The following is a 25,619-nucleotide window of genomic DNA, read 5'->3' on the forward strand; positions in this document are numbered from 1 at the left end:
CCGAACAGCTTGGCTAACTCGGTTTGCTGACCTGGGGTGGGATAGATTCTGTACTGATATCGGCTTTTCATGATGCTAGGATACCAAAGATAGAGAGGATTGGGGCGATAGACTCCGACAAAAAAGCCGCCCTGGAAGGGCGGGGCTTCAGACCCATTAGTTTTGGTGAAGGCAGAGGGCAGACCCACCCCGTCGAATCAGTCACGTTCTGGGGGGTTCTCAGGGAGCAGGGGAGCAGGGGAGCAGGGGAGAGGGGGAGCAGGGGAGCAGGGGAGAGGGGGAGAGGGGGAACAATTATCAATTATCAATTATCAATTATCAATTCCCTATTCCCTATTCCCTTGCCTCTAGCGTTGGGTTTTTTGAGCAAGCCCTAGGTGAGGGCAGCAATGGACACCTTGGCGGCGACTTGTTGGGCGATCGCACGCAACGCTTGAGCCGAGGCCGAATCCGGTTGAGCCACGACAATGGGAATTCCGCGATCGCCCCCTTCCCGCACCGGCACTTCCAACGGCACACAACCCAACAAAGGAACTTGTAACTCCTGCGCCGTTTTTTCCCCGCCCCCAGACCCAAAAATATCATAACTGCGGTCGGGTAAATCCGGCGGGATAAAATAGCTCATATTCTCCACAATCCCCAACACCTTCACCCCCAACTGCTCAAACATTTTCAAACCCCGTCTAGCATCCAACAGAGAAACCGTTTGAGGAGTCGTCACAATCACCGCCCCAGACATAGGCACCGCTTGAGCCAAGGTTAACTGAGCATCCCCCGTCCCCGGTGGCAAGTCAATCACCAAATAATCCAACGCCCCCCAATTCACCTGATAGAGAAACTGGCGAATAATGCCATTTAACATCGGCCCCCGCCAAATCACAGGTTGATCCGGGTTAATCAAAAACCCCATCGACACCATCTTAATCCCGTGATTAAACGCCGGTTCGAGAATATCCTGACCTTGGCCATCCTTTTGCACCTGCACCTGGGCCCCCGTCAAACCCAACATCGTCGGCGCATTGGGGCCATAAATATCCGCATCCAACAACCCCACTTTCGCCCCCGCTTGAGCCAAAGAAACAGCCAAATTCACGGCGACAGTGCTTTTCCCGACACCGCCTTTCCCACTAGACACCGCGATAATATTCTTCACCCCATCCACACCCTGACGGTCTGGTAAAGACTTCTGCTGAGGGGTTTCGGCTGTCACGTCCACCTCAACGGTTTCCACCCCAGACAACTGCTTAACCGCCTTCTGACAATCTTCCACAATAAACTCCCGCAACGGACAGGCAGGCGTTGTTAATACCAGAGTAAAACGGACTTTTGACCCCTCAATTTCCACATTGCGAATCATGTTGAGTTCGACCAGACTTTTTTGCAGTTCAGGGTCTTGAACCGGACGCAACACCTCTAAGACGGAATCCCTATCAAGCATTTTTATTGTGATCTAATCATGTGTTCTCTGGCTTCATCTTACCGGAACTCAGGCCGCGACTCTCTCTGCCGCATGAGCTAAATTGGCCGCCACTCGTGCCACATAGGGACGAATCACCCACCAGAGAAAGGGCGATAACCAACCGCGCAGGGTGACGGAATAGGAAACATAAGTCCCGCAGACCGTAGATTCCACTTGATAAGTCACCCGGTTTTCAATGCCCGGAATGGCGAGAAACCTTACACTGAGCAATTCCCGAGGACAAACTTGCTCGACAAAAATCCGAATAGGAATCGGCGTGAAGCGTGTCACCACCTGATAAATTAAGCCCGGTTTGGGAACTAACCCATTGGGGACATTGGTTTGATTAATAATGGGATGCCAAGACACATCGGCCAAGTTAATAATTTTTTGCCATAGGGTATCGACTGAAGCATGGCAAAGAACGCGATACTGCTTATTCAGGGAAAAACGACAGAAGATTTTCCGGCGACTGACCAACAGTTTAAATGAAAAGTGAAGAATCATAACACCCTTCCCCCAGCAACAATCCGGCAAGTTTCTTATTGTACGGGACTTCGTGTAGAGTTGGCAGGGATTCTCAAAAAGCCTTCCTTCAGAATGCTACGTGAACACAAGGAGAATCCCCAGTTTTGGGGTACGTTAATCCCTAAAATGCCAACGGGGTTGATGATTACTAACGGCTTCCACTAATCCCAAGGCGATAAAGTTCGCTAGGAGAGCCGAACGGCCATAACTGAGGAAGGGGAGAGGAAGACCCGTAACAGGAGCTAGTCCAATAGTCATTCCGACATTAATCAACACCTGAAAAGCAATCATGGACAATACTCCAATGGCGAGCAAAGAGCCAAAATCCTCTTTGGAATTTTGGGCGATTAAAATTAAACGCAGACACAACCACCAAAAGGCAATTAGCACTAAGGCACTACCGACAAAGCCCAATTCTTCACCAATGACGGAAAAAATAAAGTCGGTGTGTTGTTCAGGAATAAAGTTTAATTGGGTTTGGGTCCCTTGATGTAAGCCTCTCCCCCACATGGAACCTGAACCGATGGCAATGCGAGATTGAATGAGGTGGTAGCCTCCCCCTAATGGGTCTTTTTCTGGCTGTAGGAAGAGGGTTAAGCGGTCTTTTTGGTAGTCTTTGAGCAGTCCCCACATAAATCCCCCAATCCCCCCGGCTGTAACGTTGGTGAGAACTGCAAAAAATGTTCCGACTACGCGCCACGGGATGGTAAACCAAGCGAGTAAACTCATCAGACCGACCCAGACAAACCAACTGGGAAGATAGAGATTATAGAGAAGGGCGGCAATCATGGGGGATCCCATTAAGATTAACCATCCGGGGTTCACGTTGGCCCAGTACAACATACTGAGGGTAATTACACCAAAGACTAGGGATGTTCCGAGGTCTGGCTGCAAGACAACTAATGCCCAAGGAATAATGGTGACACCTAGTGCTTGGAGTAGAAGGGTCACTTTCGGGTTCGAGCGGTTTTGCAGAATGGCCGCCTGGGTGATGATTAAAGAAACTTTGGCAAATTCTGAGGGGATAATATTGAAGTTCAGGATGTTGATCGAACGTTGGGCGCCGTTGGCTTCTACACCGATTAAAATCACAATAATCAATGTGATGTTACTAATGGCGTAAATCAACCAATGCCAGTGGAGAAAGGCTTTATATTGCCAACGGGCAATGGCAAAGGCGATGACTACGCCAATCAACCCGACTAACCAGTGTTGCCACCAGTCGGTTCCTCGGGTTGAGGTTAGTGCGGCTGAACGGATGCTGACTCCACCTAAGAAGGTTAAGATAACGACTAGGGTCATCAGAATCCAGTCGATTTGCTGCCATCCTCGGAGCAACAGTTTCCAGTGTAAGAATTTGTTTTGGGTTTTGTTGAGCATAACCAGTTGAAGGAACGAACAGCACTTGGAAAACGGCTAGGGGGTTCTGGATTTGTGAGACTTGAACGGTTAAGCTAGTTGGCATTTAAATCGCCTCTTTTAAAAGCCGAACCCTTTAGCTAGCTTGGATTGAGACAGAAATTTAAATGATTAACAGCTTAGATGTGAAAATAATGTTGGCATTTCCCTACTAAGGTATAGCATCAGATGCCATTTCCGGGAGGGTCGGCAGAAAGTTTAGAGGCTCTGACTAAAACTTTATACGGATTGGGACTCAAGAACATCAGGACAAAAGCTTATATTTCAAATTGATAAGCGAGGGACTGGAGGGGAAACGGAGTATGGGAAAATCATAGTCCAAAGGTTTAATCGTTAATTTTTCAAAGTTTTATGACTGTTGCTTCACCGAATATCCCAACTCCACAGCAAGCGGCTCCGCCTGCCGATTCTCGTGAGCGAGTGAGTGCTTTTATGAGGGGCATACAAGATGAAATTTGTCAAGGGCTGGAAGCTTTAGATGGTCAGAATAAGTTTGAAGAGGATTCTTGGGAACGGGAAGAAGGTGGGGGTGGGCGATCGCGTGTGATTCGAGAAGGAGGGGTTTTTGAACAGGGAGGGGTGAATTTCTCTGAGGTGTGGGGTCATCAATTGCCTCCGTCGATTCTCAAACAACGCCCGGAAGCAGCAGGTCATGGGTTCTATGCTACGGGAACCTCAATGGTTCTCCATCCCCGCAATCCCTACATCCCAACGGTTCACTTGAATTATCGCTATTTTGAAGCGGGTCCGGTGTGGTGGTTTGGCGGTGGGGCGGATTTAACGCCCTATTATCCTTTTGCTGAAGATGCCCAACATTTTCATCGGACGCTGAAGGAGACGTGCGATCGCCATCATGGGGAATATTATCCAGTGTTTAAACGCTGGTGTGATGAATATTTCTATCTCAAACACCGTCAAGAATCCCGAGGCATTGGGGGGATTTTCTTTGATTACCAAGACGGTCAAGGGGAACTCTATCGCGGCCCCGATGACCAAGGAGAGGCCGCCCAATATAGTCACCAAGTGGGGGCGATTGAACCCCGCAATTGGGACGCTTTATTTAGTTTTGTGGAAGATTGTGGCAAGGCCTTCCTGCCAGCCTATGTCCCCATTGCCGAAAAACGACGGAATACCGAATATGGCGATCGCGAGCGAAATTTCCAACTCTATCGTCGCGGACGTTATGTAGAATTCAATCTGGTCTATGATCGTGGCACGATCTTCGGGCTCCAAACCAATGGTCGCACCGAGTCAATTTTGATGTCTCTTCCCCCCCTTGTGCGTTGGGAATACGGATATCAACCGGAACCCAATACCCCCGAGGCTCAGTTATATCAAACGTTCCTCAAAGCACAGGATTGGGTCAACTGGTCAACCCACTAAGCCCCCAGCTTGTCCCCCCGGAGAGTCAAGAGCAAATCTCCGGCGGGTTTCTCCTTCCCTAGGCCAATCAGCCGTTTCAGGATTTTAATTCCTCGTCTTGGTGGCAAGGGTTGAACAGGCCAGTAAAAATGGTAAGCTGTATGAAGAGTCACTAGGTATAACCTAAGTATTGAGACTCAGACCAAAGCCGCTCAAGCCCGCCTTGGCTGAACAGAAGTTACCACTTGAGTTCTTGAGGCTAATTGACGAGTGATTCATATCGAACAAAAAAACCACACAACCAAAGACGGTACCACTGTCATCGTTCTAGCACCGACGGGTCGTTTGGACATTACGACGGCTTGGCAGTTTCGTTTGAAACTCCAAGAATGTATTTCTAAGCTTAGTCCCCATGTTGTTGTTAATCTCAGCCAGGTGAACTTTATTGATAGCTCTGGCCTAACTTCACTGGTGGCTGGGATGCGAGATGCGGATAAAGTAAAGGGCAGTTTTAGGATTTGTAATGTTCACCCAGAAGCCAAGTTAGTCTTTGAAGTGACCATGATGGATTCTGTGTTTGACATTTTTGAAGAAGAAGAGGAAGCTTTAGAGGGTGCGCCTCGTACTATGGCAACTTAACCATTAGTCACTAGAATTAGCTAGTCACTAGAATTAGCTAGTCACTAGAATTAGTTAGTCACTAGAATTAGCTAGTCACTAAAGTTAGCTAGTCACTAGAATTAGTTAGTCACTAGAATTAGCTAGTCACTAAAGTTAGCTAGTCACTAAAGTTAGCTATTGGACTATTGCTCATTGTGCCGTTCCTTGCTGGCCGAATCAAAGGGGTTTTTTCCCTTCAGATTAGCCGTTCGATTGCAGTTGTCCTTGGCATTGCATCGGGCCTGAGCAGTCTAAGCTTTTAGAGGTTCTGCTGACTTTTTTCCTTCGACCTTGAGCTAGTTCGGTCAATTCAACTCTCTCCACCTAGGTCGGAGGGGGTTCTTGTTTTTCGCCAGATTGCCAGTAATTTCCCATCCTGCAAGTGAAGTGGGGATGAGAGGCAAACCGCACCAATTCCCAGCACAACCTTCTTGAATTCGCCATGCCTGAAAACAATGAAGGCGAACTCAATCAGATTGTTGCGACTAGAGGGGATTATTCTTCTGTCGTGTCGCTCGGAGTGCCGGGAGAAGCGTTATAAATGGCATCTAGTTGCTCCCTAGCATCTTCAACATTGACAGACCGCATAATTAAGAGGGGTTCATCCGTCAGTTGACCATTTTCGTCTAATAACTCTGGATGAGATACCCGTTGGGGGGTGCGATTAACTGGAGTTCGTCCGGGGGGACTGTTGCGACGAGTGGACTCTGTACTCACCGTAATTAAACTGCGAATGAGATTACTAATGGCCAAAAAGGCAATGACCGTAAAGGCCAGAATGTAAAGAATATGTAACATAATCAGGAAACCCCCTTAATTATTTTGATCTCACAGTGGTTGATTGTTAAAAGACATTTAAAGTAGCTGAACCATTGAACAATAGGGAATTAACAGCAGTGGAATTGGGGAATCAAGCAGAAATTCATCGGTTGCTCTGATCAATGACTATAAGCTAGTAATGAAAAAACCGTGATTTAAGAAAAGGTTGTGTTATTATCCCCCAGATCAGCTTGCCAAGCTCGCCAACGTCGGGAGACTTGCCAGCATTCTGTGACTAAACGATGCCAAGGGACGAGGGTGGTCATCTCAATGCCTACACGATGATTCATGGTTTGGCAAAGTAATTGAGCGGCACTGACTTCCTTTTTAGCAGTTTGTAGCCTTAAGAGAAGCTCGTTTTGCTCTTGGTCGGTCAAAAATGGTATTTTCTGAGATTCTAACAAGGTTTGCGATCGCCCAAACCAGTCCTGGAAATCCTCCAGTAAGGGTTCGAGAATCTGTTTGAGCAGGTCATTTTCCGGTGGTTGTGATCGAGACATCCGTCTAATTCCAGTGTACGCTTTGTCCTCTCATTCGGGGAATAACCCCCTCCTTTTATTGTAACTGTTTGTTAAGGATTCTCAGATTTTCTCCTGTCCCGTGGCTCAAAACTGGTAATCTACCGCCAAAATATCGGCTAAAATCGGCTTAATCTTCTCTTGAACAATTTTTTGGTGAAAGGGATGTTGTTGATAGCGCTCCAATTCTTCCGGCACATTGAGACGCACCACTAAACCATGAGTAAACCCTTGAGAACGGTTCGTGAAGTTTTCCCCACAAGATACGCTCACCACTTCAGGGATATTCCCCGGCATATGGTTGAAATCGTCTAAGATCGAGGCGATCGCATCTGGAGTGGCTTCCGGTTTCCATTTAAACAACACAATATGTTCTAGCATCAGGTTTAAGTCAACGAATAGAAAGGACAAACCCCATCCCATGAGAACAATTAGCACATCACCTCCAGAAGGAGTTTGTTCTCAGGAGAATGGGGGTAATCAGTCATTCTAGCGGGTTTACTGCCCGCCAGTAAAGGCCATTTGCCAGAAAGAATTCTCTAGTTGAGCAATTTGGATAAAGACCGATTCTGCCTGTTGTTCGACCGTTTCCGAGGCCGTTTCTAACGCGCTATCGGCTTGTTTTTCCAAGATTCTGACATATTCCGTAAACGCTACATTTCCCCAGCGATTAGCAAATTCTGCATAGGGTTCTGGCATAGGACCCGGAAGTTGCCAACCTTGATTATAGGCCAACTCAATAGCCCATAATCCCACCGCTTGCACCGGATAGGACATCTCGGTAATTTCTAACAAAAAATTACAATACTCTTGACAAGTTGATTGTTTTATGGTAGACAAATCCAAATTCCGTTCAGCCGCTTTATCTCGAAACCAGTTTAACTCATCTTTGAGGGCATTTAATCCCCCCAAAATACTATCAAAATGTTGTACAGGAGCGGCGTTTAAAATGCGAGCCACTAGACGGGTAAACTCGACAACAAAGAGATAGTCTTGCACCAGCCAAGTATTAAATTGAATAGGTTGGATTGTGCCGAGTTTACACTGACCTAAAAAGGGGTGAATGGTGGCTTTTTGCCAGAGTTCTGTGTGTTTATTGAGTAATTTTTGACAAGTTAACACGATGCTTTCCCGTAAACTCTATAGAACCCGAAGAATACTAGCAATATTAATATCTCTCGCCGATTCCCCTTGAATTTCAGCTAAAGCATCACGGAAATTCTGCTCTTGAACATCGTGAGTTACAACAACCACCTCAGCGAGATGGTCTTGAAAACCGATTTGTACGATCGATTCTAAACTGACACCATGATGGCCAAAACAGGTTCCGAGATGTCCAATCACCCCCGGACGATCTCCACAGAGGAAACGGACATAAAAGCGAGTTTCCAGTTCAGAAATGGGGGTGATAGTGCAGTAGTGTTGATGAGAGCAACCGAGGAGAGGATTTTTCTGGTCACTAGCCAACAAACTGAAGAGATTGAGTAAATCCGAGACAACAGCGCTCGCTGTAGCCCCTTTCCCCGCACCGGGGCCGAAGAACATCACTTGTCCGAGGGGTTCTCCTTCCACCAAGATGGCATTATAGACCCCATTGACACTGGCGAGGGGGTGATCTCTTGGGACGAAAGTCGGTCCAACGCGCACCTGTAGGGAACCGTGGGTATGTTCATCCCGTTGTGCGATCGCCAACAACTTCACCACAAAGCCCAAATCCTCAGCATAAGTGATATCCGTAACACTCACTTGGCGAATCCCTTCCCGTTCGATATCCTCATAGTGAATCCGGCCCCCAAAGGCCAAAGAGGCCAGAATCGAGATTTTATCCGCCGCATCAAATCCATCCACATCCGCCGTCGGGTCCGCCTCCGCATAGCCCAACCGTTGCGCATCGGCCAACACCTCATCAAAATCCGCCCCTTCCGTCTGCATCCGGGTCAAAATATAGTTCGTTGTGCCGTTAATAATCCCCGTCACGCGCTGAATTTTGTTCGCTCCCAGGGACTGTTTCAGGGGTTGAATGATGGGAATTCCCCCCCCCACAGACGCTTCCAACAACACATAAACCCCCGCCTCATTAGCCGCCGTGTAGATTTCATCCCCATGACGAGCAATGACAGCTTTATTGGCCGTAACAATATGTTTTTTCGCCTCAATCGCCTTTAAAATCAGGGATCTAGCAGGTTCAATCCCTCCAATGAGTTCCACCACCACATCCACCTCCGGATCTGTGACAATGGACTCTAAATCCGTGGTGAACAACTCCCGAGGCAAATCAACCGCTCTGGGTTTATCAAGGGACTTAACCCCCACCCGATGAATTGCCATCTGCTTAATCAGGGGGTTGCGTCCAGCCGAATCCAGTAAAATCTCGGCCGTTCCCGTGCCAACAGTACCCAGTCCCAATAAGCCAATTTTCAATACCACAGTTTTATCCCTTTAGTACGCCCTCTCAAATGGTCGCGTCTCCAGTGATTCGGGTAGTGTTTCCCGCCCTTTACTTTACCGTCTGAGATGCCCTCATTGTACCATTATTTCCGTCCCCTAACCCCCAGCCACCCCAGTGAGCTAACGCTTGACGGAATTCTCTTACTGTATTAACCTCTGACCGATTCCAAGGTATAGAAAAACACAGTTAAGGCAGATTAACAATACACTGTCCCAAGGGACACCAAGACCTGATAAATTTAGCCTGTATCGGTAAAAATAGAAAAAGTAGACGATATGAGAGTTCTAGTTATTGGTGGAGATGGTTACTGTGGCTGGGCAACAGCCCTCCATCTCTCGAACAGAGGCTATGAAGTCGCCATTTTAGATAACCTAGTGCGACGCTACTGGGATAGCAAACTGGGCGTAGACACTTTAACCCCCATTGCCCCCATTCAAAAACGACTGCAACGTTGGCACGATCTTACAGGGAAAAAGATTGATCTGTTTGTTGGCGATATTACAGATTATGATTTTCTGCTGAAGTCCATGGAGCAGTTTCAACCGGAAACGATTGTTCACTTTGGGGAACAGCGTTCCGCTCCCTACTCCATGATTGACCGGGAACACGCCGTTTTCACCCAAGTGAATAACGTCGTCGGCACCTTAAATATTCTCTACGCCATGAAAGAGCATTTCCCCGACGCTCATCTGGTGAAACTCGGCACAATGGGAGAATACGGCACCCCCAACATTGACATTGAGGAAGGCTACATCACCATTGAACACAACGGACGGAAAGACACGCTCCCCTATCCCAAACAACCGGGCAGTTTCTACCATTTATCTAAAGTCCACGATAGCCACAACATCCACTTTGCTTGTAAGATTTGGGGTCTGCGTGCCACAGACTTAAACCAAGGGGTGGTTTATGGGGTTTTAACCGAAGAAACGGGCATGGATGAGATGCTGATTAACCGTCTGGACTATGACGGGGTGTTCGGCACCGCGTTAAACCGTTTCTGTATTCAAGCGGCCATCGGACACCCTCTGACTGTGTATGGTAAAGGGGGACAAACTCGCGGTTTCTTAGATATTCGCGACACGGTGCGCTGTATGGAGTTAGCCATTGCGAATCCCGCAGAACCCGGACAATTCCGCGTGTTTAACCAATTCACGGAATTATTCAGTGTGGGGGATTTAGCCATGAAAGTGAAACAAGCGGCGGTCACTTTGGGGTTAGATCATGTCCAAATCGAAAATCTGGATAATCCTCGGGTGGAATTGGAAGAGCATTATTTCAATGCGAAAAATACCAAATTGCTGGATTTAGGTCTGCAACCCCATTATTTATCGGACTCGTTGTTAGACTCTTTGTTAGCGTTTGCGATTAGTTATAAGCACCGGGTAGATAAACAGCAAATCTTACCTAAAGTGTCTTGGCGACGCGGTTAATTGAATCCATTTTTTAATTATCAATTATCAGTTTTCCCCAATTTGACCGTACCCATTCAAATTAACCTTTTCAATCAAGATGCGGATTGCCTTATTTACAGAAACTTTTTTACCCAAAGTTGATGGCATTGTAACCCGTTTGCGTCATACTGTTGAACAGTTACAACGCCAAGGGGATCAGGTGCTTGTGGTCTGTCCTGATGGTGGGATGAAAGACTATCACGGGGCCAAAATTTACGGGTTATCGGCGTTTCCGTTACCGATGTATCCAGAATTAAAAGTCGCTCTCCCTCGACCTTCTATTCGGAAAGCTTTAGATAAATTTCAACCGGATTTAATCCATGTGGTGAACCCGGCGATTTTAGGATTGGCCGGGATTTATTATGCCAAAATGTTGGATTTGCCTCTGGTGGCTTCTTACCATACCCATCTGCCCCAATATTTGCATCATTACGGTTTCGGATCTTTAGAAGGGTTTCTTTGGGAGTTGCTTAAGGCGGCTCATAATCAGGCAGAATTGAACCTTTGCACCTCGACTGCGATGGTGAATGAGTTAAGTCATCATGGGATTGAGCGAGTGGATTTGTGGCAGAGGGGGGTAGATACAGATATGTTCGTGCCGAGTTTAGCGTCGGCGAAAATGCGCGATCGCCTTTCCCAAGGCCACCCCGACAGTCCCTTACTCCTCTATGTGGGGCGCGTCTCAGCCGAGAAGGAAATTGAACAAATTAAACCCATTCTGGAAGCCATCCCCGGTTCCCGTTTAGCCATTGTGGGGGATGGTCCCCACCGAGCCGCTTTAGAACAGCATTTTCAAGGCACTCCCACCCATTTTGTGGGCTATTTACGGGGGATGGAGTTAGCGTCAGCCTTTGCCTCGGCCGATGCCTTTGTCTTCCCCTCCCGCACGGAAACCCTCGGTTTGGTGGTGTTGGAAGCAATGGCGGCGGGCTGTCCAGTGGTGGCGGCTAATTCTGGGGGCATTCCGGATATTGTCACCGATGGGGAAAATGGCTACTTGTTTGATCCCCAAGATCCCCAAGGGGCGATTAAAGCCACCCAGCGCCTGATTGCGGCATCAGAGGAACGGGAAACCCTGCGGGCGAAGGCGCGTCAAGAGGCGGAACGCTGGGGATGGGCGGCGGCCACTCGTCAACTCAAAGGCTATTATCAAGACGTTCTGGCCGCTCATAGGCTGCCCAGGGCGGCTTAATTAGGGCTTGCTGAAAAAGCCCAACGCTAGAGGCAAGGGAATAGGGAATAGGGAATAGGGAATTGATAATTGATAATTGTTCCCCCTCTCCCCCTCTCCCCTGCTCCCCTGCCCCCCTGCTCCCCTGCTCCCCCTCTCCCCTGCTCCCCTGCTCCCCTGCCCCCCTGCTCCCCCGCTCCCCGACTCCCGACTCCCGATTCCCGACTCCCAATCCAACTCGTCTAGAGGGTGGGGTAGTTCAATCTCCCTGTATTTTTGCTAATCTGTTAGCAGACTCATCTCGGTCAGGCGATCGCACCCTTCGTCCCCCCTAGATTTTCTCAGGGCTGAAAACAAACTCATGGTTAATCCTGTCAAGCGTAAACGCAAACGGAAAAAGAAAACACTGGCTCAATTGCTATTGCAAACCCTGATCGCCCGTTATCCGATCTTCTTTTGGGGAAGTTTGTGGGCGATCGCCATGATGCTAACAGTGGGGGCAACAGTAAGTTTGCTGAACCCTGCCATACAACCTGCTAGAGAGCCCTTACCCCTCCCCGCTAGCTTGACCCCAGAAGGTCGGGAAGACTCCACTCCCACCGAAGACCTCAATGAGCGGGCAAGCGATGCCCCAGAACGCGCCCTCCGTCCCTATGATCCCAACCCGCCTAAGCGTTCCCTCAACCCCTTGGAGATCCTCCCCTTTTGGTTAGTCAGCCTGATCTCCCTTGGTTGTGCTGCCAGTTCCCTGATCATGACTTTGGTTTTACGCCATTTTTGTAGTCCTCGTCAGCGTCTCAAACAATTGCCCCCCGCCCGTCCGGTCTATCAACTGCCGCCTGCCCGTTATCCGGAAGTTGAACGAAATTTTGACTATCCTCAATATAGTCCCGTCGCTCCTCCTAGAGAGATGCCAAGGGGTGTGACAACTCCTAGAGTCTCTTCACCCCAGTCTAGAAACTTCGCTGGGCCCGTATCCCATCAGGTGCCCTCAGTCCCTTATTCTAGAAATGTCAGCCGAACCGTTGAACCCCAGATCACCATTGTTCCCCCGGAAATGGTGACACCCCTTGACTATCCGGGTCATAACGGCGAAAGCGCTCCAGTTTCGGGCAACTTGGCTGAACAGATGGACTTGCGCCGTCGTTATACCTTATCTTCCTTGATGGATAACTTGAACTGAACTATGGCGTTGCAAGCGGCCAACTTTCCAAGGCGCTGAAGAAAGTTTTCCGATCGGGCAGGGAGGGCTGTGCGCCGTTTTTGGTGACTGATAATGCCCCGGCAACCATGCCCCAGTGTAAGGCTTCTTCTAAGGGCTTCTGGGAAGCTATGCCCGCCGCGAGGGCTCCATTAAAGGCATCTCCAGCCGCTACGGTGTCAATGGCGGTGACGGGGTAAGAATTATACCAGACTGTCCCTTGGGAACTGTGCCAGAGGGCGCCCTGTTCTCCTAGTGTAATGACTACGTTCTGAACGCCTTTGTCCTGTAGGATTTGGGCGGCTTGTTCGGCGCTGGGGCGGTCTTCCACGGGAAAACCGACTAAATGGCTGGCTTCTACTTCGTTGGGGGTCAAAATATCAATGAGGGGATAGAAGGAGTCCGGTAAATTATCGGGGGCGGGGGCGGGGTCTAAAATAACTGTAACTCCGGCTTGGTGGGCGGCTTGGGCGACGGCGAGGACGACGGGGAAGGGGATGCCTAATTCTAGGAGTAAGACTTGAGTTTCTGGGAGATGCGATCGCACAAATTCCACCTCCACCTCATCCACTGCCCCATTAGCCCCGGCCGCACAAGCAATGGTATTCTCTCCCGTTTCACTCACCACAATAGAAGCCACCCCCGAATGGAGTTCCCGATGAGTGCGTAGCCCGCTAATATTCACCCCAGACGCTTTTAAGGCCAAAGTTAAAGTCTGACCAAAATCATCATCTCCCACTTGACCGACAAAAAACACAGGCACCCCCAATTTAGCCACCGCTACCGCTTGATTGGCCCCTTTCCCCCCAAAGGCTGAGAAAAACTCATGACCAATTAAGGTTTCCCCCACACTAGGTAAGCGTGGCACTTTCACCACTAAATCCATATTGATGCTTCCAAGGGCAAGGACACTCAATGAATTACCCCCCCGTACAGACGGACGGGGTTTCAATAACCCCACCATCGTCTGTATGATTAGAGCTTAATCGCTTTACTGTGGCTTGCAAAGAAGATAGATTTAATGACTTATATTCAGGCCAGCATTCTCGAAATGCAGGTAAGGCATTCTGTTGGGTGAAATAATCGATTGACTGACGATTTTTTCGCCCAACATAATACCGATGAGCCAAGCAAGCATTATAAAGATAGGTGTAGAGACGACGAGCCGCCAACAAGGTTTGAAGCTGGGTTGGATGGGGATATAATCGAAATGTCAATCGCCTCGTTGCCATTTTTTGCTTTTCCTAGATGGCTGGGACTCTACTCCATTATAAAACCAAAGTGGCGGGAGAGATGGGGATGTCAAAGTTCATTTCTGAGGGGGGATTTTCCTCCCACCGTATAGACGAGTGGGGAAACCAATCCCCCCTCAGACTATTGGTTGTTAATTGTTAATTGTTAATTGATCACTATTTCCGGGGGATAACTCCTCCAGAATCGTGAAACAAACGTGATTAATGGCTAACTCTCCAATAGCGGCTTGTTCCTTGGGAATGGGTAAACCATCTTTACTATAAATCTTTTCAAAGGGAACGCCCTTAGCCATTTCGGCGTGATACCATGCTAACCCCATAAAAAAGCGAGTGGGGTAAGGCCCCCCTTCATTAATATCATCGGGATTAGATTCCATGGGCAACCAACCAAATCCCGGTAGATAAAACTCCATCCAGACATGGTTAAAATCCGGTTCGAGGGGGACAAAACGCTCTAGAGGTTTAGCGGGACACTTATAACGTCCTACTGTCCGGCAAGCAATGCCATTTAACCGCGAAAGTGCCAATAAAACCCCCAAATATTCCCCGCAAGACCCTACCCCTCTCGCTAAGGCCACATCAGGAGTGTCAATGTGAGGTTTAATGCCATAGGCTAGGCGATCATAAACATAGTTGCGAATGTTATACATTTTGCGCAACAAGTTGGTTTCTTCACCCACCGCATCCCGGGCGGCCCGTTGGATGTTTTCCTTATCCATGGCTAAATTATCATTATCGACTAAATAACGGGCTTCATAGACTGGGGGCAATTCGGGGACATCTTCCCCATCCGTTGGGTCGAATTGATACTTAATCCCCCACACTTCGAGGGTAGCTTTCCAACCGAAAATATAACGCTGGTCTGAGGTGAGATGGTCAAACTTAAACACGGCAATCCGTTGACCGTCTACTTGCCGTTCCTCAAAGGGTAAACCGACTGGTTCAATTTTGCGCAGTTTTTGCCGTGGGGTTTCTGCGGGGAGGGCGATTTGCCATTCAATTTCTTGTAGGTCAATGGGGTCAAGGGGGGAGAGTTCTTCCACATAGGACATTTCGACTAAATAACCATTAGAGAGGGCGTAATGATCACCTTCTTGGTAGTGGAAGTAAAGGGGATGGAGAAAAGTGCGATCGCGATATTGTAACTCGTGGTTGGGTTGAGCATTGGGATTATCCCGCAAATAGGGTTCATTGTGGGAATAGGCCACATAGAGCGTTTCCTGCTGGGTTTCCGGGTCTTGATAAAAGGCCAATCCAGTGGGATTCTCAAAAGGAGTTAACACACTAAATTTCACCTCTCCCGTTGCTCGGTCTAAACAATAGACCGTTTGTTCTAAGTCATCACAGATCCAAAGTTCCTCCCCCCGCACGGTAATATTTTCAATACCAATCCCCGGGGCATAGAAACGGGTGATTTCCCGGCGAGTTTCCCGGCTATAAATCAGGATATAGCCTGACTTCTGACAGGTCAGATAAATCGTTGACCCTAAAACCCCAATGCCATCAGCCGGGTAGTACAAACTAATAAACAGATGGGGGGCTAATTTTTCGTTTAGGGAACAAAAATACACATCTTCATTCCTAGTAAACCAGAGGGTGTCTCCGGAAATAGCCAACCCAGTCGCCCCGACAAAATCTTGCCAACAGTGGGAATTGAGGATACGAGTGTTGTTCGTGTAGGGATCCACTTCTAATAAATAGCCACTGGTGGCATCCAGAGCGTACAAGCTGTTACCCCGAAAGGCAATCCCGTAGATTGTCGCCGCCGCAATAGGCCGGATGGTTCGACCATTTAAGGCTTGTTGAGTTACAAAAGAAGTAGATGAATCAGGAATCATGCTCTGTCTTAGTGAAGATAAAAATGGGAAGATCGGAGTCTTCTTGCTTTCGATCTTGCCCTAAGTCCTCCAACTTAGCAAAATCCCGATTCTAACAATGCTCGATCTGAACGTTTGACGGTAATTTGACCCCCTTAGTCATCTGGTGAGGGTTTGCTGTCACTGATTCAAACCTAGACTCAATTGATCAGGGTGATCTCAGAGTATCTTGTAGGGGTTAATCCTGATGGCACTAAGGCAAAAGGCATTTAGATTAAAGATAGGGATGGGATGTAACTACGGGAAATCGGATTTTTTCCCTTGGCTTGCACTTCAGCCCTCACCCTTTCAAGCTTTTGACTGTCCTCCTGATCCAACACAAAGTTATTATCATGCGACTCCTATCTTCCTTCACTAAAACCTTCGCTGTTCTGAGTGGAACTTTTGTTCTATGTGTGTCTTCTAGTTTGGTTTTTGCCCAACCCTTAATTTGGCAAGAGTCTAACTATCAACCCCCTTCCGGTATTGGTTCCCCGGGTCGCACTGAACCGGGGGGAACTCGTGGTTGTAATGTGAAACCGCAGTTAACGCCTTTAGTCCCCACTGTACCCTCTTCCTCTGAAGATGAAGCCATCCGCTTTGGGGTGACAACTCAGGCTAAACCAACGGTTTTAATCCATGTGGCGAGTTTAGATAATAGTCTCTGTCCTTTAGGGATGATGGAATTGGAAGTGACCAATCAAAAAGGGGAATTAATTTTAGTCCGGGAAATTACGCCCCCCAGTGATTCGGGAATTCTCCCAGTGGTTTTAGAGACAGGGGAAACGCCTTTAGTGGAAGGGACTAACTATAAATGGACGGTTTATATTTACGATCGCAATAATGAGTTTTTGGGTGAGACGGGGGCTTGGATTCGCCCTGTTGCGGTTTCTCCTACTCTACGGACAACCTTGCGCAATCCCTCCCTCCATGAGCAAGCGCGGGAGTTTGCGGCGGCTGGGGTTTGGTATGATGCGATCGCCGCCCTTGCCCAACTCCATCAAGAATCCCCCTCTCCTGAAGTCCAAACCGATTGGCAAACCCTCTTAAAAGCGGTTCAATTGGACAAACTCGCTCAAGAAAAAGTCTTTCAAAGGGAGAGGAATCTTTGACTAGGGTCTGCTGAAAAAGCCCAATGCTAGACTCAACAAGGGAATAGGCCGTCTTGACAAGTTAAGCTTGTGTGCCTTTTGTCAAGTTATTGCTTCGTACCTTCCTTTCCTTTCCTTCGGAACGCTCCGTGAAGGTCATGCTACGCGTTCGCGAAGCGTTCCGCAGGAAACGCAATGACATTACTCCCGATTCCCTATGACCCTGTTACCTGTTCCCTTAACTTCTAACTTTGGGTCTTAACTTGTCAAGATTGACCATTCCCTGAACGGCAAACCCGCTCACCAGAGGCATTGGTAATCCGAAACACATCAAATTGACCACCTTCAAATTCCCCCACGACGGTGAGGCGATCGCCCACATTCACATGATCCTCAGTGAAATCACCGCATACATCCCAGGTATCGGTGGTAATGCGGCGATTCCCCACCTGTAAACGAAAACCATCTTCCCAAACCCGCTCCACAACCCCGGTAAAGGTGCGATTGTTGGCATGGGCAGCGGAAAAATGGTTAATCGTGGTCATGGAGAGGGCGGTTGCGCCTAATAATCCGGTGGTGATGGCGGTGATGGGGGATAAGGATAATTTAATCATGGTGTACTCCTTGCAATGATTGTGGGTTTGTTCTTGACTTTCAATTTGACGCTCCCATCGCTAAAAGCGAGGGATTCCCTGTTCAACCAGTTACCTTATCTACTAAGTTCTCACCTAATAGACAGTGGGTAGTCTGTCCGAGGGCTTAAATTCCTGTCCGCCCGACAGTATTGACTCTACGAAGTATGGTAGGGGGGGATCATGACCAGAAAATGACCATGTAGGGGCGAAAAATTTTTCGCCCCTACTTTTTCACCCCTAGATTGTTGACACTTAGACGGATTCAACCGGAGGTTTGAGGCGGGGGAGAGCGATCGCCACCGTTGTCCCTTGCCCCAGTTCACTGGTAATGCGTAACTTGCCCCCGTGAACCCTAATAATATGTTGGGCGATCGCTAACCCCAAACCAAAGCCATGGCTGGTTCCCGGTTGGACGCGATAAAACTGTTCACACACATGGGGCAATGCCTCCGCAGGAATCCCCCGCCCCGTATCCCTCACCTCCAGAATCACATCATCAGGAGCGGGAATCACCCCCAATTGCACCGCACCGGGGGCGGGGGTGTAGCGGCAAGCATTGGTGAGGACATTGGTCACGGCCTGTCCCAACAAAACCCCATCCCCTGAAATAATCAAGGGTTCATCGGGCCAATGGGTTTGAAAGGTTAAACCGGCATCCGTGGCCTGTTGTTGCCCGGTGCTGGCCCATTGCATCAGCCAAGATCGCAAATCAAGGGCGGTAAAGGGGACAGCCTCAGGATTGCCCTCCTGTCGGGCTAACCACAGCAATTGCTGTACCAATTCGCTCATTCGTTTAGTGAGGGCGACAATTTTGGTGAGGCGTTGGTGTAATGCCTGTGGTTGGGGGTCTGCCTCTGTCCAGTCCGCCAAATCCATCAGGGCTACCTGGGCATTGCTGAGAATCGCTGCTAAGGGGGTGCGGAGTTCGTGGGAAGCATTGGCAGTGAAGCGCTCTAACTGGTTGCAAACCGTCGTCAGTTGACGATTGGCGGCTTGTAAATGGGTGGCTTGGGTCGTTAGTTCTCCTTCCAGTTGCCAAAAGAGATGTACCGCTAGCGCTGTTCCCACTAACCCCAACCCCCCCGCAATCCAAAGCACTTGCCAAGTAATTTGGCGGTATTGGTCTTGGTGCTGTTGGCGATCGCGCAAAAGTTGCTCTTCCACCGCAGCAAACTGATCAATGGCCTGGCGGGTGTTGTCCATGGCCGCTTTCCCCTCATTAAGCCAATCGTAGAGTTCCACCACCGCCACCATCCTTTCCTCAGATTGCCCCTGTTGTTTGAGTTCCTGCTGTAACATCACCTTTTGTTCCAACAAGGCCAGGGTTTCCTGGACTTCGGTATGGATAATCTCCATCTGGGCAAGTTGGGCGGGGTTATCCTGTACCAATTGTTCGAGACGGGCAAGGGAGGGCGGAATCACTCGGCGGGCTTTGTGATAGGGGGTTAAAAATTCTTCCCGTTGGGTGAGGCCATAGCCCCGCATTCCGGTTTCTGCATCAATGAGAGCATTAAGTAGTCGCTTCGATTCAAGGCGCACCACCTGGGTATGTTGTACCCACATTTCATCTTCTGTGAGGCTCATTTTCAACCAAGCCACGGCGATCAAACTGGTGATCAGGCAAACAATGGGGATGGCGATAATTGTCCCGCCCCTAACCCGCACCGGGAGCGTTTGCCAAGGGGTGAGTTGAAACCGTTTCATGGTGCTGAGGGGGGCTGAAAACAATAGCCCATACCGTAAACCGTAGTAATCCAATCTTCTACACCCAAGACCCGCAAGCGTTGACGCAAGCGGCGCATTCGGGAGGCGATCGCATTACTTTCCGGGATAGCATCCCAAGTCCAGAGGGCCTGCTCTAACTGACCATGGGTTAAGACTTGGCGGGGATGACGCATCAAGTATTCCAAGAGTTGAAATTCAGCGCTTTTGAGTGGCACCTGGGCATCGTGGTAGCACAGTTGGAGCGTATCAAGGTGTAACTGGAGGGCGGCCACTTGGAGGGTATCTCCACACCAGTGGGGCGATCGCCGCCGTAAAGCCCGCACCCGCGCCAACAACTCCGCCACATCCACCGGCTTCACCAGATAATCATCTGCCCCTGCATCTAAACCTTGAACTTTATCGGCGGTGGTGTCTTTGGCAGTGAGGAGGAGGATGGGGGTGGCCTGCTGGGCATGGCGTACCTGACGACAAAGGGTGATGCCATCGGTGCCGGGTAACATCCAATCGAGAATGAGTAGGTCGTAGGTTTGATCGCTGAGTAACTGTTGGGCGATCGCCCCATCCCCCACACCATCGACAAGATGCCCCGAACGCATCAACGCCGTTTGCAGAGGTTCTCGTTGTTCTGGGTCATCTTCCACCAGCAAGATCCGCATTTTGGATGACTTTCTCGCTCATTCTTGGGTAAAAGTTGGTGATGGGGATTAGCCCCATGGGGTCAATATCCCTGTTATAGCACGAGCCAAGGGGGTTTAGTTTTGCCATCTCTAGAACTAAGGCGGAGCGGACTTCAGTCCGCACTACAACCAGAGTTGGGAGTCGGGAGAGACGAATTGGATCATTTTCGGTAAGATTGGGTGAGTTTTCGGCTTCTCCTAGTTAACCTCGATAATCCGTGAAAAAATCTGACTCTCCCTTAAACGGCATTTGGCTGTTTATGATTCTCGCCTCCACCTGTGTAGCAGCCTTAAACGGCACCATGTCAGAACTGACCGAGGCCGTCTTTGAATCGGCAGCTAATGCCGTTACTTTGGCCATTGGTTTAATCGGTGCGCTTGCCCTGTGGTTGGGCATTATCCGAGTGATTGAAGTGGCTGGACTGATGACTGTGATTGCCCGTCTCATTCGTCCCCTGATGTTGCGTCTTTTCCCAGAAGTCCCCCCCGAACATCCGGCCATGTCCGCCATGATTTTGAACATGGCCGCCAATGCCTTGGGGTTAGGCAATGCCGCCACCCCCATCGGGTTAAAAGCCATGACGGAACTGAATCGCCTCAATCAGGAACCCGGTACGGCTACTAATGCCATGTGTCTGTTTTTGGCGATTAACACCTCGTCCGTCACGATTTTACCCATTAGTGCGATCGCCGTTCGAGCCTCCGCCGGAGCCAGCAACCCCGGAGCCATCGTCCTCCCCTCCCTCATCGCCACCATTTGTTCCACCACCGTCGCCATCATCGCCGCCAAACTCCTCGCCAAGCGCAGCACGGAAACCATCCCCCCCTCCCCCCCACCGGAATCAGAAGCCAATGCCACCCCAGAACAAGAAACTAGCCCTGACACTCCTCCCCTTAATCCCCCCGGTTTAAGCGGACGGCTTATCTTTGGCAGCTTAATCATTCTCTTCTTCGTCGCCATCATCTATCGCCTCACCGTTGAAGGTACCCCCACCTTAACCAGCACTCAGTTTATGGAAGGTATCTCTAACTGGTTATTACCCATGATTATCTGTAGCCTGTTACTCCTAGGCTACTTCCGAGGCGTAAAAGTCTATGAAGCCGTCACCGAAGGCGCAAAAGAAGGCTTTGAGATTGCCGTTACCATCATTCCCTTTCTCGTCGCCATTTTCGTCGCCATTGGAATGTTTCGCTCCAGTGGCGCCCTAGACATGATGACCACCCTCATTTCTCCCGTTACCAACCTCATCACCCTCCCCGCCGAAGCCCTACCGATGGCCTTAATTCGTCCCCTCTCCGGTGGGGGTGCTTTTGGCTTAATGTCGGAAATTGTCAACAACGACCCCGATAGTTTTGTTTCCTATCTCGTCTCGACTATGCAAGGTTCCACCGAAACCACTTTTTATGTCATGGCCGTATATTTCGGCAGTGTCGGGGTTATGCGCACTCGTCACACCCTCCCCGCCGCTTTATTAGCCGATTTAACCGGAATTTTAGCCTCTTTGCTCATTTGTCGCCTAACGTTTTAGGAATTGGGAGGATGAGCGTTGTAGAGTCCTTCATCCTCTCACTTTCAATCCTTTCCTCTAGTATTGTTTCCCCCAGAGTCCTCACAATCGACTTTTCTTTTTTCCATTCACAATTACCCTTTCGTTAATTAGTTTTCCAGTATGTCTCAACCTTGGATATTCTCCAGCCTTAAATCCGCCTTGACCCTGAGTTTAATCGCGGCTCTCGGAGGCTTAGGAGCCTGTGAACAACTGCCCAATCTTGTGATTAACGTCTCCCCCTCCTCCTCCGAAAACGAAGTTCTGCCTGTTGGGGAGGAAAATCCCAATCCAGTTCCCGTATCTGCCGCCGCCTCACCCCCAGCCCCCTCCCCGTCCAATCCCACAGCAATCAAACAGGAGTTACAACGCCTCAAAAGCCGTCGCTGTGAAGAGATCCCAGAACGGAATATTGGAGCTGTGTTGTACTCACTTTGTCTGGATACCAGTGTTGGGGGAAGAACTCGGATTTTATCGGCTTCTTCCTCTATCCCCGGTGAACAGACAGGAGCAATCTACTGGTTTCGAGACGATGGGGAATTTTACGCCTTTGAGCAGATTCTGCCCGAGGGAACCACGTTTTTTGTTCTCCTAGATGACCAAGAAACCATGATCCAACTGGGACCACAAGGGCAAGTGGACAGTATTCGCGATCGCAGCGAATGGCAAGACCTCATGGAACACTCCCGGGAAGCCATAGCTCTCATTCAGCAAGAATTAGGCATGGGCGCGGTGAGGGCGGCTGGCAGTCCCCCCGTGGGAAGCTTGCTGGTGGCAGGTCAGGGCGGAGACTTTAATCACCGCACCCTCACCTTAACTGTGCCTCAATCCGACACCTCACGCTCTATCCGGGGTGGGGCTGCCCGTTGGTATGATCTCCATTTAGCGACTATGGTAGCCCTGACGGCAGATCACTACTGTAATCATCAGTCCACCCGGGGGGTATATTTCAACTATCGAGCCGATGGGGGGGATGTATTTATGGGGCAGGTGTTTATTAGTTGCCCCGAAGCCCGTTCTATTATGGATCGTTTCGGCCGGGAAGAAGAGGCTTGGGTGATGTTAGACCGCCCAGATGTGGATGGGGACAGCATCCACTATGAAATCCCCAATTTCACGGATACCAAAGCCCGTGAGTTTCAAAGAACCATTGTTCGCCAACTGATTCCCGAATGTATTGAGTCTGGGGGGCAACAGTTTTGTCCGGGCGATCGCTATTAGATGGGGTGCAATCTTGACCCGTTCAGCATGAATGTCCTCAATCCCTTGTTCCCTGTTCCCTAGCCCCACGAGTAGAGTTATATGCCTAACGGCACGCTTCGCGTACAGCAAGCCCTATCTAACAGTGTTAAAGCCATATTCACGGATTGACCCCTTGCTGTTGCCAGAGATTGCCCTCATCTAACCAAAAAAGCCAACGATTTTGGGGATCCCCTCGTAACTCCAAATGTTCCACCCGTTGGGGACTCAAACACAATAGGCAAAAGGTGGGGAGGGGGATCTCTGGGGAGGGGGGAGGGGGGCGAAAAGCTTCGGGATTTGGCTCTCGGGGGGCTTTGGGAGTGGGCCAAGCAAATTGGAGACGGGCGGCATCGCTGAGACTTTGCCACGTCTCTAAGCGCAGTTGTTGCCCTGTGGCATGGGGATAATGGTCATCGATCATTTGAACGGGGTTAGCGACGCATTCCCCCACCTCGGAACAGGTGGAGGTCAAGGAGCGGCAGGGTCTTAATCGTCATAGCCCTGATTCTCGATGTACTGTTTCAGGACAGACAGAGGAGCGCCACCACAAGAGATGGCGCTAAATCCACGCCTTGATGTCGGCTTCTATCTCATCAGTTATGACAGGATGCTGGTATTTCGTGACGAATACGATATGCACCTTAAGCAAGGCGACACTGCGAGAAAACGACCTGAGCTTATTTGCCATCTATCAATACTTTCAACCAAAACAAAATATTGTCACTGTGATATTATAAGGGCATGAAAGTCAAAAAGCCTGCCAAGATTATTCGCACTGACAAATGGGCATTAAACCCAACCGCTGAACAGCGTCATCTGTTTGGCGAGACGGTGACTGTCTATCGTCGGGTGTGCAGATATTTGGTCGGCATTATCTTGACCCACTGGCCCGAGTTAGGGGTTTTATCGCCGGATGAACAAATCCCCGCCGTAGAGCGGTTGATGCACGCTACGGCGAAGCGACCTGTCGTGAAGTATCCGACCATCAATCGGGTGTTTCACAAATTTCCGAGCTACTACCGCAGGTCTGCAATTAGCTTCGCCATAGGGCAAGTTAGCAGCTACATGACTCGGCATCGCGACTGGCAGAGTGGTCTATCTCGCCAACGACGGGATGCCAAGCCACCCATACTCAATGCTGATGCTGGCTGTTATCCGGCTCTCTACAAGGGACAGTGCTACAAGCTGCATGGCTACGATGGGGTTGAGATTAAGGTGTTTACGGGGTCTGACTGGATTTGGACAACGGTTGAGATCAGTGGACTTCGAGAACGCCATGAGATACCCGGCAACAAGATGCTGTCGCCATCTCTGATCTTTAACCACAAAGCCTGTCATCTATCAGTTCCGTTTCACTGTGTTCCTCCGAAGCGGAAGCCAGATGAAAATGTTGTTGCCGTTGACCTAGGCATCAATACCACAGCAACCGTGACAGTCGTGACGTTCGGCGGTACTGTAATCCATCGTGAGTTCATTCACCCTGGAAGAGACATAGACCGTCGAGACAAGCGGCTCAAGTCCGTTTCTAGGCGGGCTTCTAAGACGATGGGTAAAGGTGGAAAACTGCATAAAGGGTTTTGCGCCAATACCTATCACAAATGCCAGAACATCAACAACCAGATTAGCCACATCGTTGCTAAACGGATTGTCCAGATTGCCAGTGAGTTCAACTCAGAGGCAATCGTCTTCGAGAACCTGAAAGGTTGGAAGGCGACAGGTGGGCGGAAGCGCTCGAATCTGCGTCAACGCTTTCATGGTTGGCTCAAGGCAAAAATTCGCGACTATACCGAAATGAAGTGGCGAGAGGCGGGCGGCAAGGTGATTGATGTCGTTGCCGCTTATACCTCGAAGCTGGCCTACGATGGCTCTGGCATAGTTAAGCGTGATTCTAAAAATTACGCACTCGCCAAATTCTCCTCTGGCAAGCGATACAACGCTGACCTGAATGGTTCTAGCAACATTGCCGCTAGGGGCATTATTAAGCTCACGCGCAGAAATGACCGTGAGGGCTGTTCCAGCCAACGTTCTGGAGGGTCGCCTAGAAGCTGGGCTTGTCTGTGTGATCTCTGGACTGAGGATAGTCTGAGATTAGCATAGGACACCCCCACCTCGGCTTACTAGGTGGGGAGAGCTTCATTAGAACCGAAAAGGCGGAATTGTTCACGAGTTTGGCTGAAATACCAGCAAATTTCACCCCAAGGGGAATGGTGCAATTGTTGGAACTTCTCACTACGGGAGTCGGTAATGATTTTGAGAGCATTTCCTTGGGGGGTAAAGCCTCGAAAAACGACAGTCCGATTGGCGGGATACCCGTCTGGGGTAATGGTGGCCAGTTGGAGGTAGCGGGAGAAGGGCTGGCTACGATTACGATGGAGGGCATGGGATAAAGGCGATCGCCAAGGGGCAAGAGCATTAGACATGGGGCTGATAATTAATCATTGATTTAGGCGGATAGGATCTGACACAGCGCGAACTACAATGTGGTAGGGGTTATCCTTGCCCTGAGTTCCATACAATAGGGTGGGCATCCCCCTGATGTGGGAATCCCTGCGA

General features: G+C 49.6%; 26 protein-coding genes and 1 pseudogene. 9 read left to right on the forward strand and 18 right to left on the reverse strand.

The annotated features are described in order from the left end of the window. The 4 genes from K4A83_RS09245 to rodA form a co-directional block, all read right to left on the reverse strand. Positions 1–188, reverse strand: a 188-nt coding sequence (locus K4A83_RS09245) for a helix-turn-helix domain-containing protein (protein WP_265264209.1), incomplete at its 3' end; no start/stop codon positions are given. A 185-nt stretch (positions 189–373) separates the two neighbouring features. Further along, positions 374–1,438: an Mrp/NBP35 family ATP-binding protein gene (locus tag K4A83_RS09250; RefSeq protein WP_265264210.1), complete on the reverse strand. Its 1,065-nt coding sequence runs from the start codon at positions 1,436–1,438 to the stop codon at positions 374–376. Positions 1,439–1,486: 48 nt separating this feature from the next. Beyond that, a complete protein-coding gene (locus tag K4A83_RS09255) occupies positions 1,487–1,966 on the reverse strand; it encodes an SRPBCC family protein (protein WP_265264211.1) in 480 nt (159 codons plus the stop codon). Positions 1,967–2,101: 135 nt separating this feature from the next. Beyond that, on the reverse strand, positions 2,102–3,367 hold the full coding sequence (gene rodA / locus K4A83_RS09260) for a rod shape-determining protein RodA (RefSeq protein WP_265264212.1): 1,266 nt from the start codon (positions 3,365–3,367) through the stop codon (positions 2,102–2,104). Between the two features lie 390 nt (positions 3,368–3,757). Between rodA and hemF the strand changes: the two genes are divergently transcribed. Together hemF and K4A83_RS09270 are read left to right on the forward strand one after the other, a co-directional pair. Further along, positions 3,758–4,789, forward strand: coding sequence for an oxygen-dependent coproporphyrinogen oxidase (hemF, locus tag K4A83_RS09265; RefSeq protein ID WP_265264213.1), 1,032 nt, complete (start codon positions 3,758–3,760; stop codon positions 4,787–4,789). 249 nt (positions 4,790–5,038) lie between these two features. Then, positions 5,039–5,407, forward strand: a complete 369-nt coding sequence (locus K4A83_RS09270) for an STAS domain-containing protein (protein ID WP_017303618.1) — start codon at positions 5,039–5,041, stop codon at positions 5,405–5,407. A 516-nt stretch (positions 5,408–5,923) separates the two neighbouring features. Here K4A83_RS09270 and K4A83_RS09275 read toward each other — a convergent pair. The 5 genes from K4A83_RS09275 to K4A83_RS09295 all read right to left on the reverse strand — a co-directional run bounded on the left by K4A83_RS09275 (position 5,924) and on the right by K4A83_RS09295 (position 9,192). After that, on the reverse strand, positions 5,924–6,226 hold the full coding sequence (locus K4A83_RS09275) for a DUF2973 domain-containing protein (RefSeq protein WP_265264215.1): 303 nt from the start codon (positions 6,224–6,226) through the stop codon (positions 5,924–5,926). 176 nt (positions 6,227–6,402) lie between these two features. After that, complete coding sequence (locus K4A83_RS09280) at positions 6,403–6,747, reverse strand: DUF2605 domain-containing protein (RefSeq protein WP_265264217.1); 345 nt, start codon at positions 6,745–6,747, stop codon at positions 6,403–6,405. A 105-nt stretch (positions 6,748–6,852) separates the two neighbouring features. Further along, positions 6,853–7,146 carry a Dabb family protein gene (locus K4A83_RS09285; protein WP_265264219.1) on the reverse strand — a complete coding sequence of 98 codons (294 nt, stop codon included), beginning with the start codon at positions 7,144–7,146 and terminating at the stop codon, positions 6,853–6,855. Between the two features lie 117 nt (positions 7,147–7,263). Beyond that, the gene (locus tag K4A83_RS09290; protein WP_407809979.1) at positions 7,264–7,890 is read right to left on the reverse strand and encodes a thiaminase II/PqqC family protein; all 627 of its coding nucleotides are present in this window, start codon (positions 7,888–7,890) and stop codon (positions 7,264–7,266) included. 15 nt (positions 7,891–7,905) lie between these two features. Beyond that, a complete protein-coding gene (locus K4A83_RS09295; RefSeq protein ID WP_265264221.1) occupies positions 7,906–9,192 on the reverse strand; it encodes a homoserine dehydrogenase in 1,287 nt (428 codons plus the stop codon). Positions 9,193–9,489: 297 nt separating this feature from the next. On the opposite strand from K4A83_RS09295, the gene K4A83_RS09300 reads away from it, so the two are divergent. From K4A83_RS09300 to K4A83_RS09310, 3 genes are all read left to right on the forward strand, one after another. Beyond that, the gene (locus tag K4A83_RS09300) at positions 9,490–10,647 is read left to right on the forward strand and encodes an NAD-dependent epimerase/dehydratase family protein (protein ID WP_265264223.1); all 1,158 of its coding nucleotides are present in this window, start codon (positions 9,490–9,492) and stop codon (positions 10,645–10,647) included. Positions 10,648–10,726: 79 nt separating this feature from the next. Then, positions 10,727–11,860 (forward strand): glycosyltransferase, encoded by a 1,134-nt coding sequence (locus K4A83_RS09305; RefSeq protein WP_265264225.1) that lies wholly within the window; start codon positions 10,727–10,729, stop codon positions 11,858–11,860. Between the two features lie 340 nt (positions 11,861–12,200). Further along, positions 12,201–13,022, forward strand: a complete 822-nt coding sequence (locus K4A83_RS09310) for a hypothetical protein (RefSeq protein WP_265264226.1) — start codon at positions 12,201–12,203, stop codon at positions 13,020–13,022. Position 13,023: 1 nt separating this feature from the next. Here the strand turns inward: K4A83_RS09310 and rbsK are convergent, their stop codons facing one another. The 3 genes from rbsK to K4A83_RS09325 all read right to left on the reverse strand — a co-directional run bounded on the left by rbsK (position 13,024) and on the right by K4A83_RS09325 (position 16,131). Beyond that, complete coding sequence (rbsK, locus tag K4A83_RS09315; protein WP_265264228.1) at positions 13,024–14,004, reverse strand: ribokinase; 981 nt, start codon at positions 14,002–14,004, stop codon at positions 13,024–13,026. Continuing rightward, on the reverse strand, positions 13,961–14,272 hold the full coding sequence (locus K4A83_RS09320; RefSeq protein ID WP_265264229.1) for a hypothetical protein: 312 nt from the start codon (positions 14,270–14,272) through the stop codon (positions 13,961–13,963). The genes rbsK and K4A83_RS09320 overlap by 44 nt, the downstream gene beginning before the upstream one ends. Before the next feature lie 152 nt (positions 14,273–14,424). Beyond that, the gene (locus tag K4A83_RS09325; RefSeq protein ID WP_265264230.1) at positions 14,425–16,131 is read right to left on the reverse strand and encodes a transglutaminase-like domain-containing protein; all 1,707 of its coding nucleotides are present in this window, start codon (positions 16,129–16,131) and stop codon (positions 14,425–14,427) included. Positions 16,132–16,502: 371 nt separating this feature from the next. On the opposite strand from K4A83_RS09325, the gene K4A83_RS09330 reads away from it, so the two are divergent. Continuing rightward, a complete protein-coding gene (locus K4A83_RS09330; RefSeq protein WP_265264231.1) occupies positions 16,503–17,261 on the forward strand; it encodes a DUF928 domain-containing protein in 759 nt (252 codons plus the stop codon). Positions 17,262–17,506: 245 nt separating this feature from the next. Here the strand turns inward: K4A83_RS09330 and K4A83_RS09335 are convergent, their stop codons facing one another. The 3 genes from K4A83_RS09335 to rppA all read right to left on the reverse strand — a co-directional run bounded on the left by K4A83_RS09335 (position 17,507) and on the right by rppA (position 20,256). Next, on the reverse strand, positions 17,507–17,854 hold the full coding sequence (locus K4A83_RS09335; protein WP_265264232.1) for a hypothetical protein: 348 nt from the start codon (positions 17,852–17,854) through the stop codon (positions 17,507–17,509). A gap of 273 nt (positions 17,855–18,127) precedes the next feature. Next, positions 18,128–19,579, reverse strand: coding sequence for a sensor histidine kinase (locus K4A83_RS09340; RefSeq protein WP_265264233.1), 1,452 nt, complete (start codon positions 19,577–19,579; stop codon positions 18,128–18,130). After that, positions 19,576–20,256: a two-component system response regulator RppA gene (gene rppA, locus K4A83_RS09345; protein WP_265264234.1), complete on the reverse strand. Its 681-nt coding sequence runs from the start codon at positions 20,254–20,256 to the stop codon at positions 19,576–19,578. Before rppA ends, K4A83_RS09340 begins: the two co-directional genes overlap by 4 nt. Positions 20,257–20,495: 239 nt before the next feature. Here rppA and K4A83_RS09350 point away from each other — a divergent pair, with 239 nt between their 5' ends. Together K4A83_RS09350 and K4A83_RS09355 are read left to right on the forward strand one after the other, a co-directional pair. Then, positions 20,496–21,806, forward strand: coding sequence for a nucleoside recognition domain-containing protein (locus tag K4A83_RS09350; RefSeq protein ID WP_265264235.1), 1,311 nt, complete (start codon positions 20,496–20,498; stop codon positions 21,804–21,806). A 141-nt stretch (positions 21,807–21,947) separates the two neighbouring features. Next, a complete protein-coding gene (locus K4A83_RS09355) occupies positions 21,948–23,045 on the forward strand; it encodes a hypothetical protein (protein WP_265264236.1) in 1,098 nt (365 codons plus the stop codon). A gap of 139 nt (positions 23,046–23,184) precedes the next feature. On the opposite strand, the gene K4A83_RS09360 is transcribed toward K4A83_RS09355, so the two are convergent. Together K4A83_RS09360 and K4A83_RS23135 are read right to left on the reverse strand one after the other, a co-directional pair. Further along, a complete protein-coding gene (locus K4A83_RS09360; RefSeq protein ID WP_265264238.1) occupies positions 23,185–23,487 on the reverse strand; it encodes a hypothetical protein in 303 nt (100 codons plus the stop codon). Between the two features lie 138 nt (positions 23,488–23,625). Continuing rightward, on the reverse strand, positions 23,626–23,754 hold the full coding sequence (locus K4A83_RS23135) for a transposase (protein ID WP_407809978.1): 129 nt from the start codon (positions 23,752–23,754) through the stop codon (positions 23,626–23,628). A 53-nt stretch (positions 23,755–23,807) separates the two neighbouring features. On the opposite strand from K4A83_RS23135, the gene K4A83_RS09365 reads away from it, so the two are divergent. Beyond that, a complete protein-coding gene (locus tag K4A83_RS09365; RefSeq protein WP_265264239.1) occupies positions 23,808–25,163 on the forward strand; it encodes an IS200/IS605 family accessory protein TnpB-related protein in 1,356 nt (451 codons plus the stop codon). 44 nt (positions 25,164–25,207) lie between these two features. Here K4A83_RS09365 and K4A83_RS09370 read toward each other — a convergent pair. Next, positions 25,208–25,486: pseudogene (locus K4A83_RS09370) on the reverse strand (Npun_F5749 family FMN-dependent PPOX-type flavoprotein); the annotation flags it as partial. Positions 25,487–25,619: the final 133 nt, after the last annotated feature.

The organism is Spirulina subsalsa FACHB-351, assembly GCF_026130165.1.
GTDB lineage: Bacteria > Cyanobacteriota > Cyanobacteriia > Cyanobacteriales > Spirulinaceae > Spirulina_A > Spirulina_A subsalsa_A.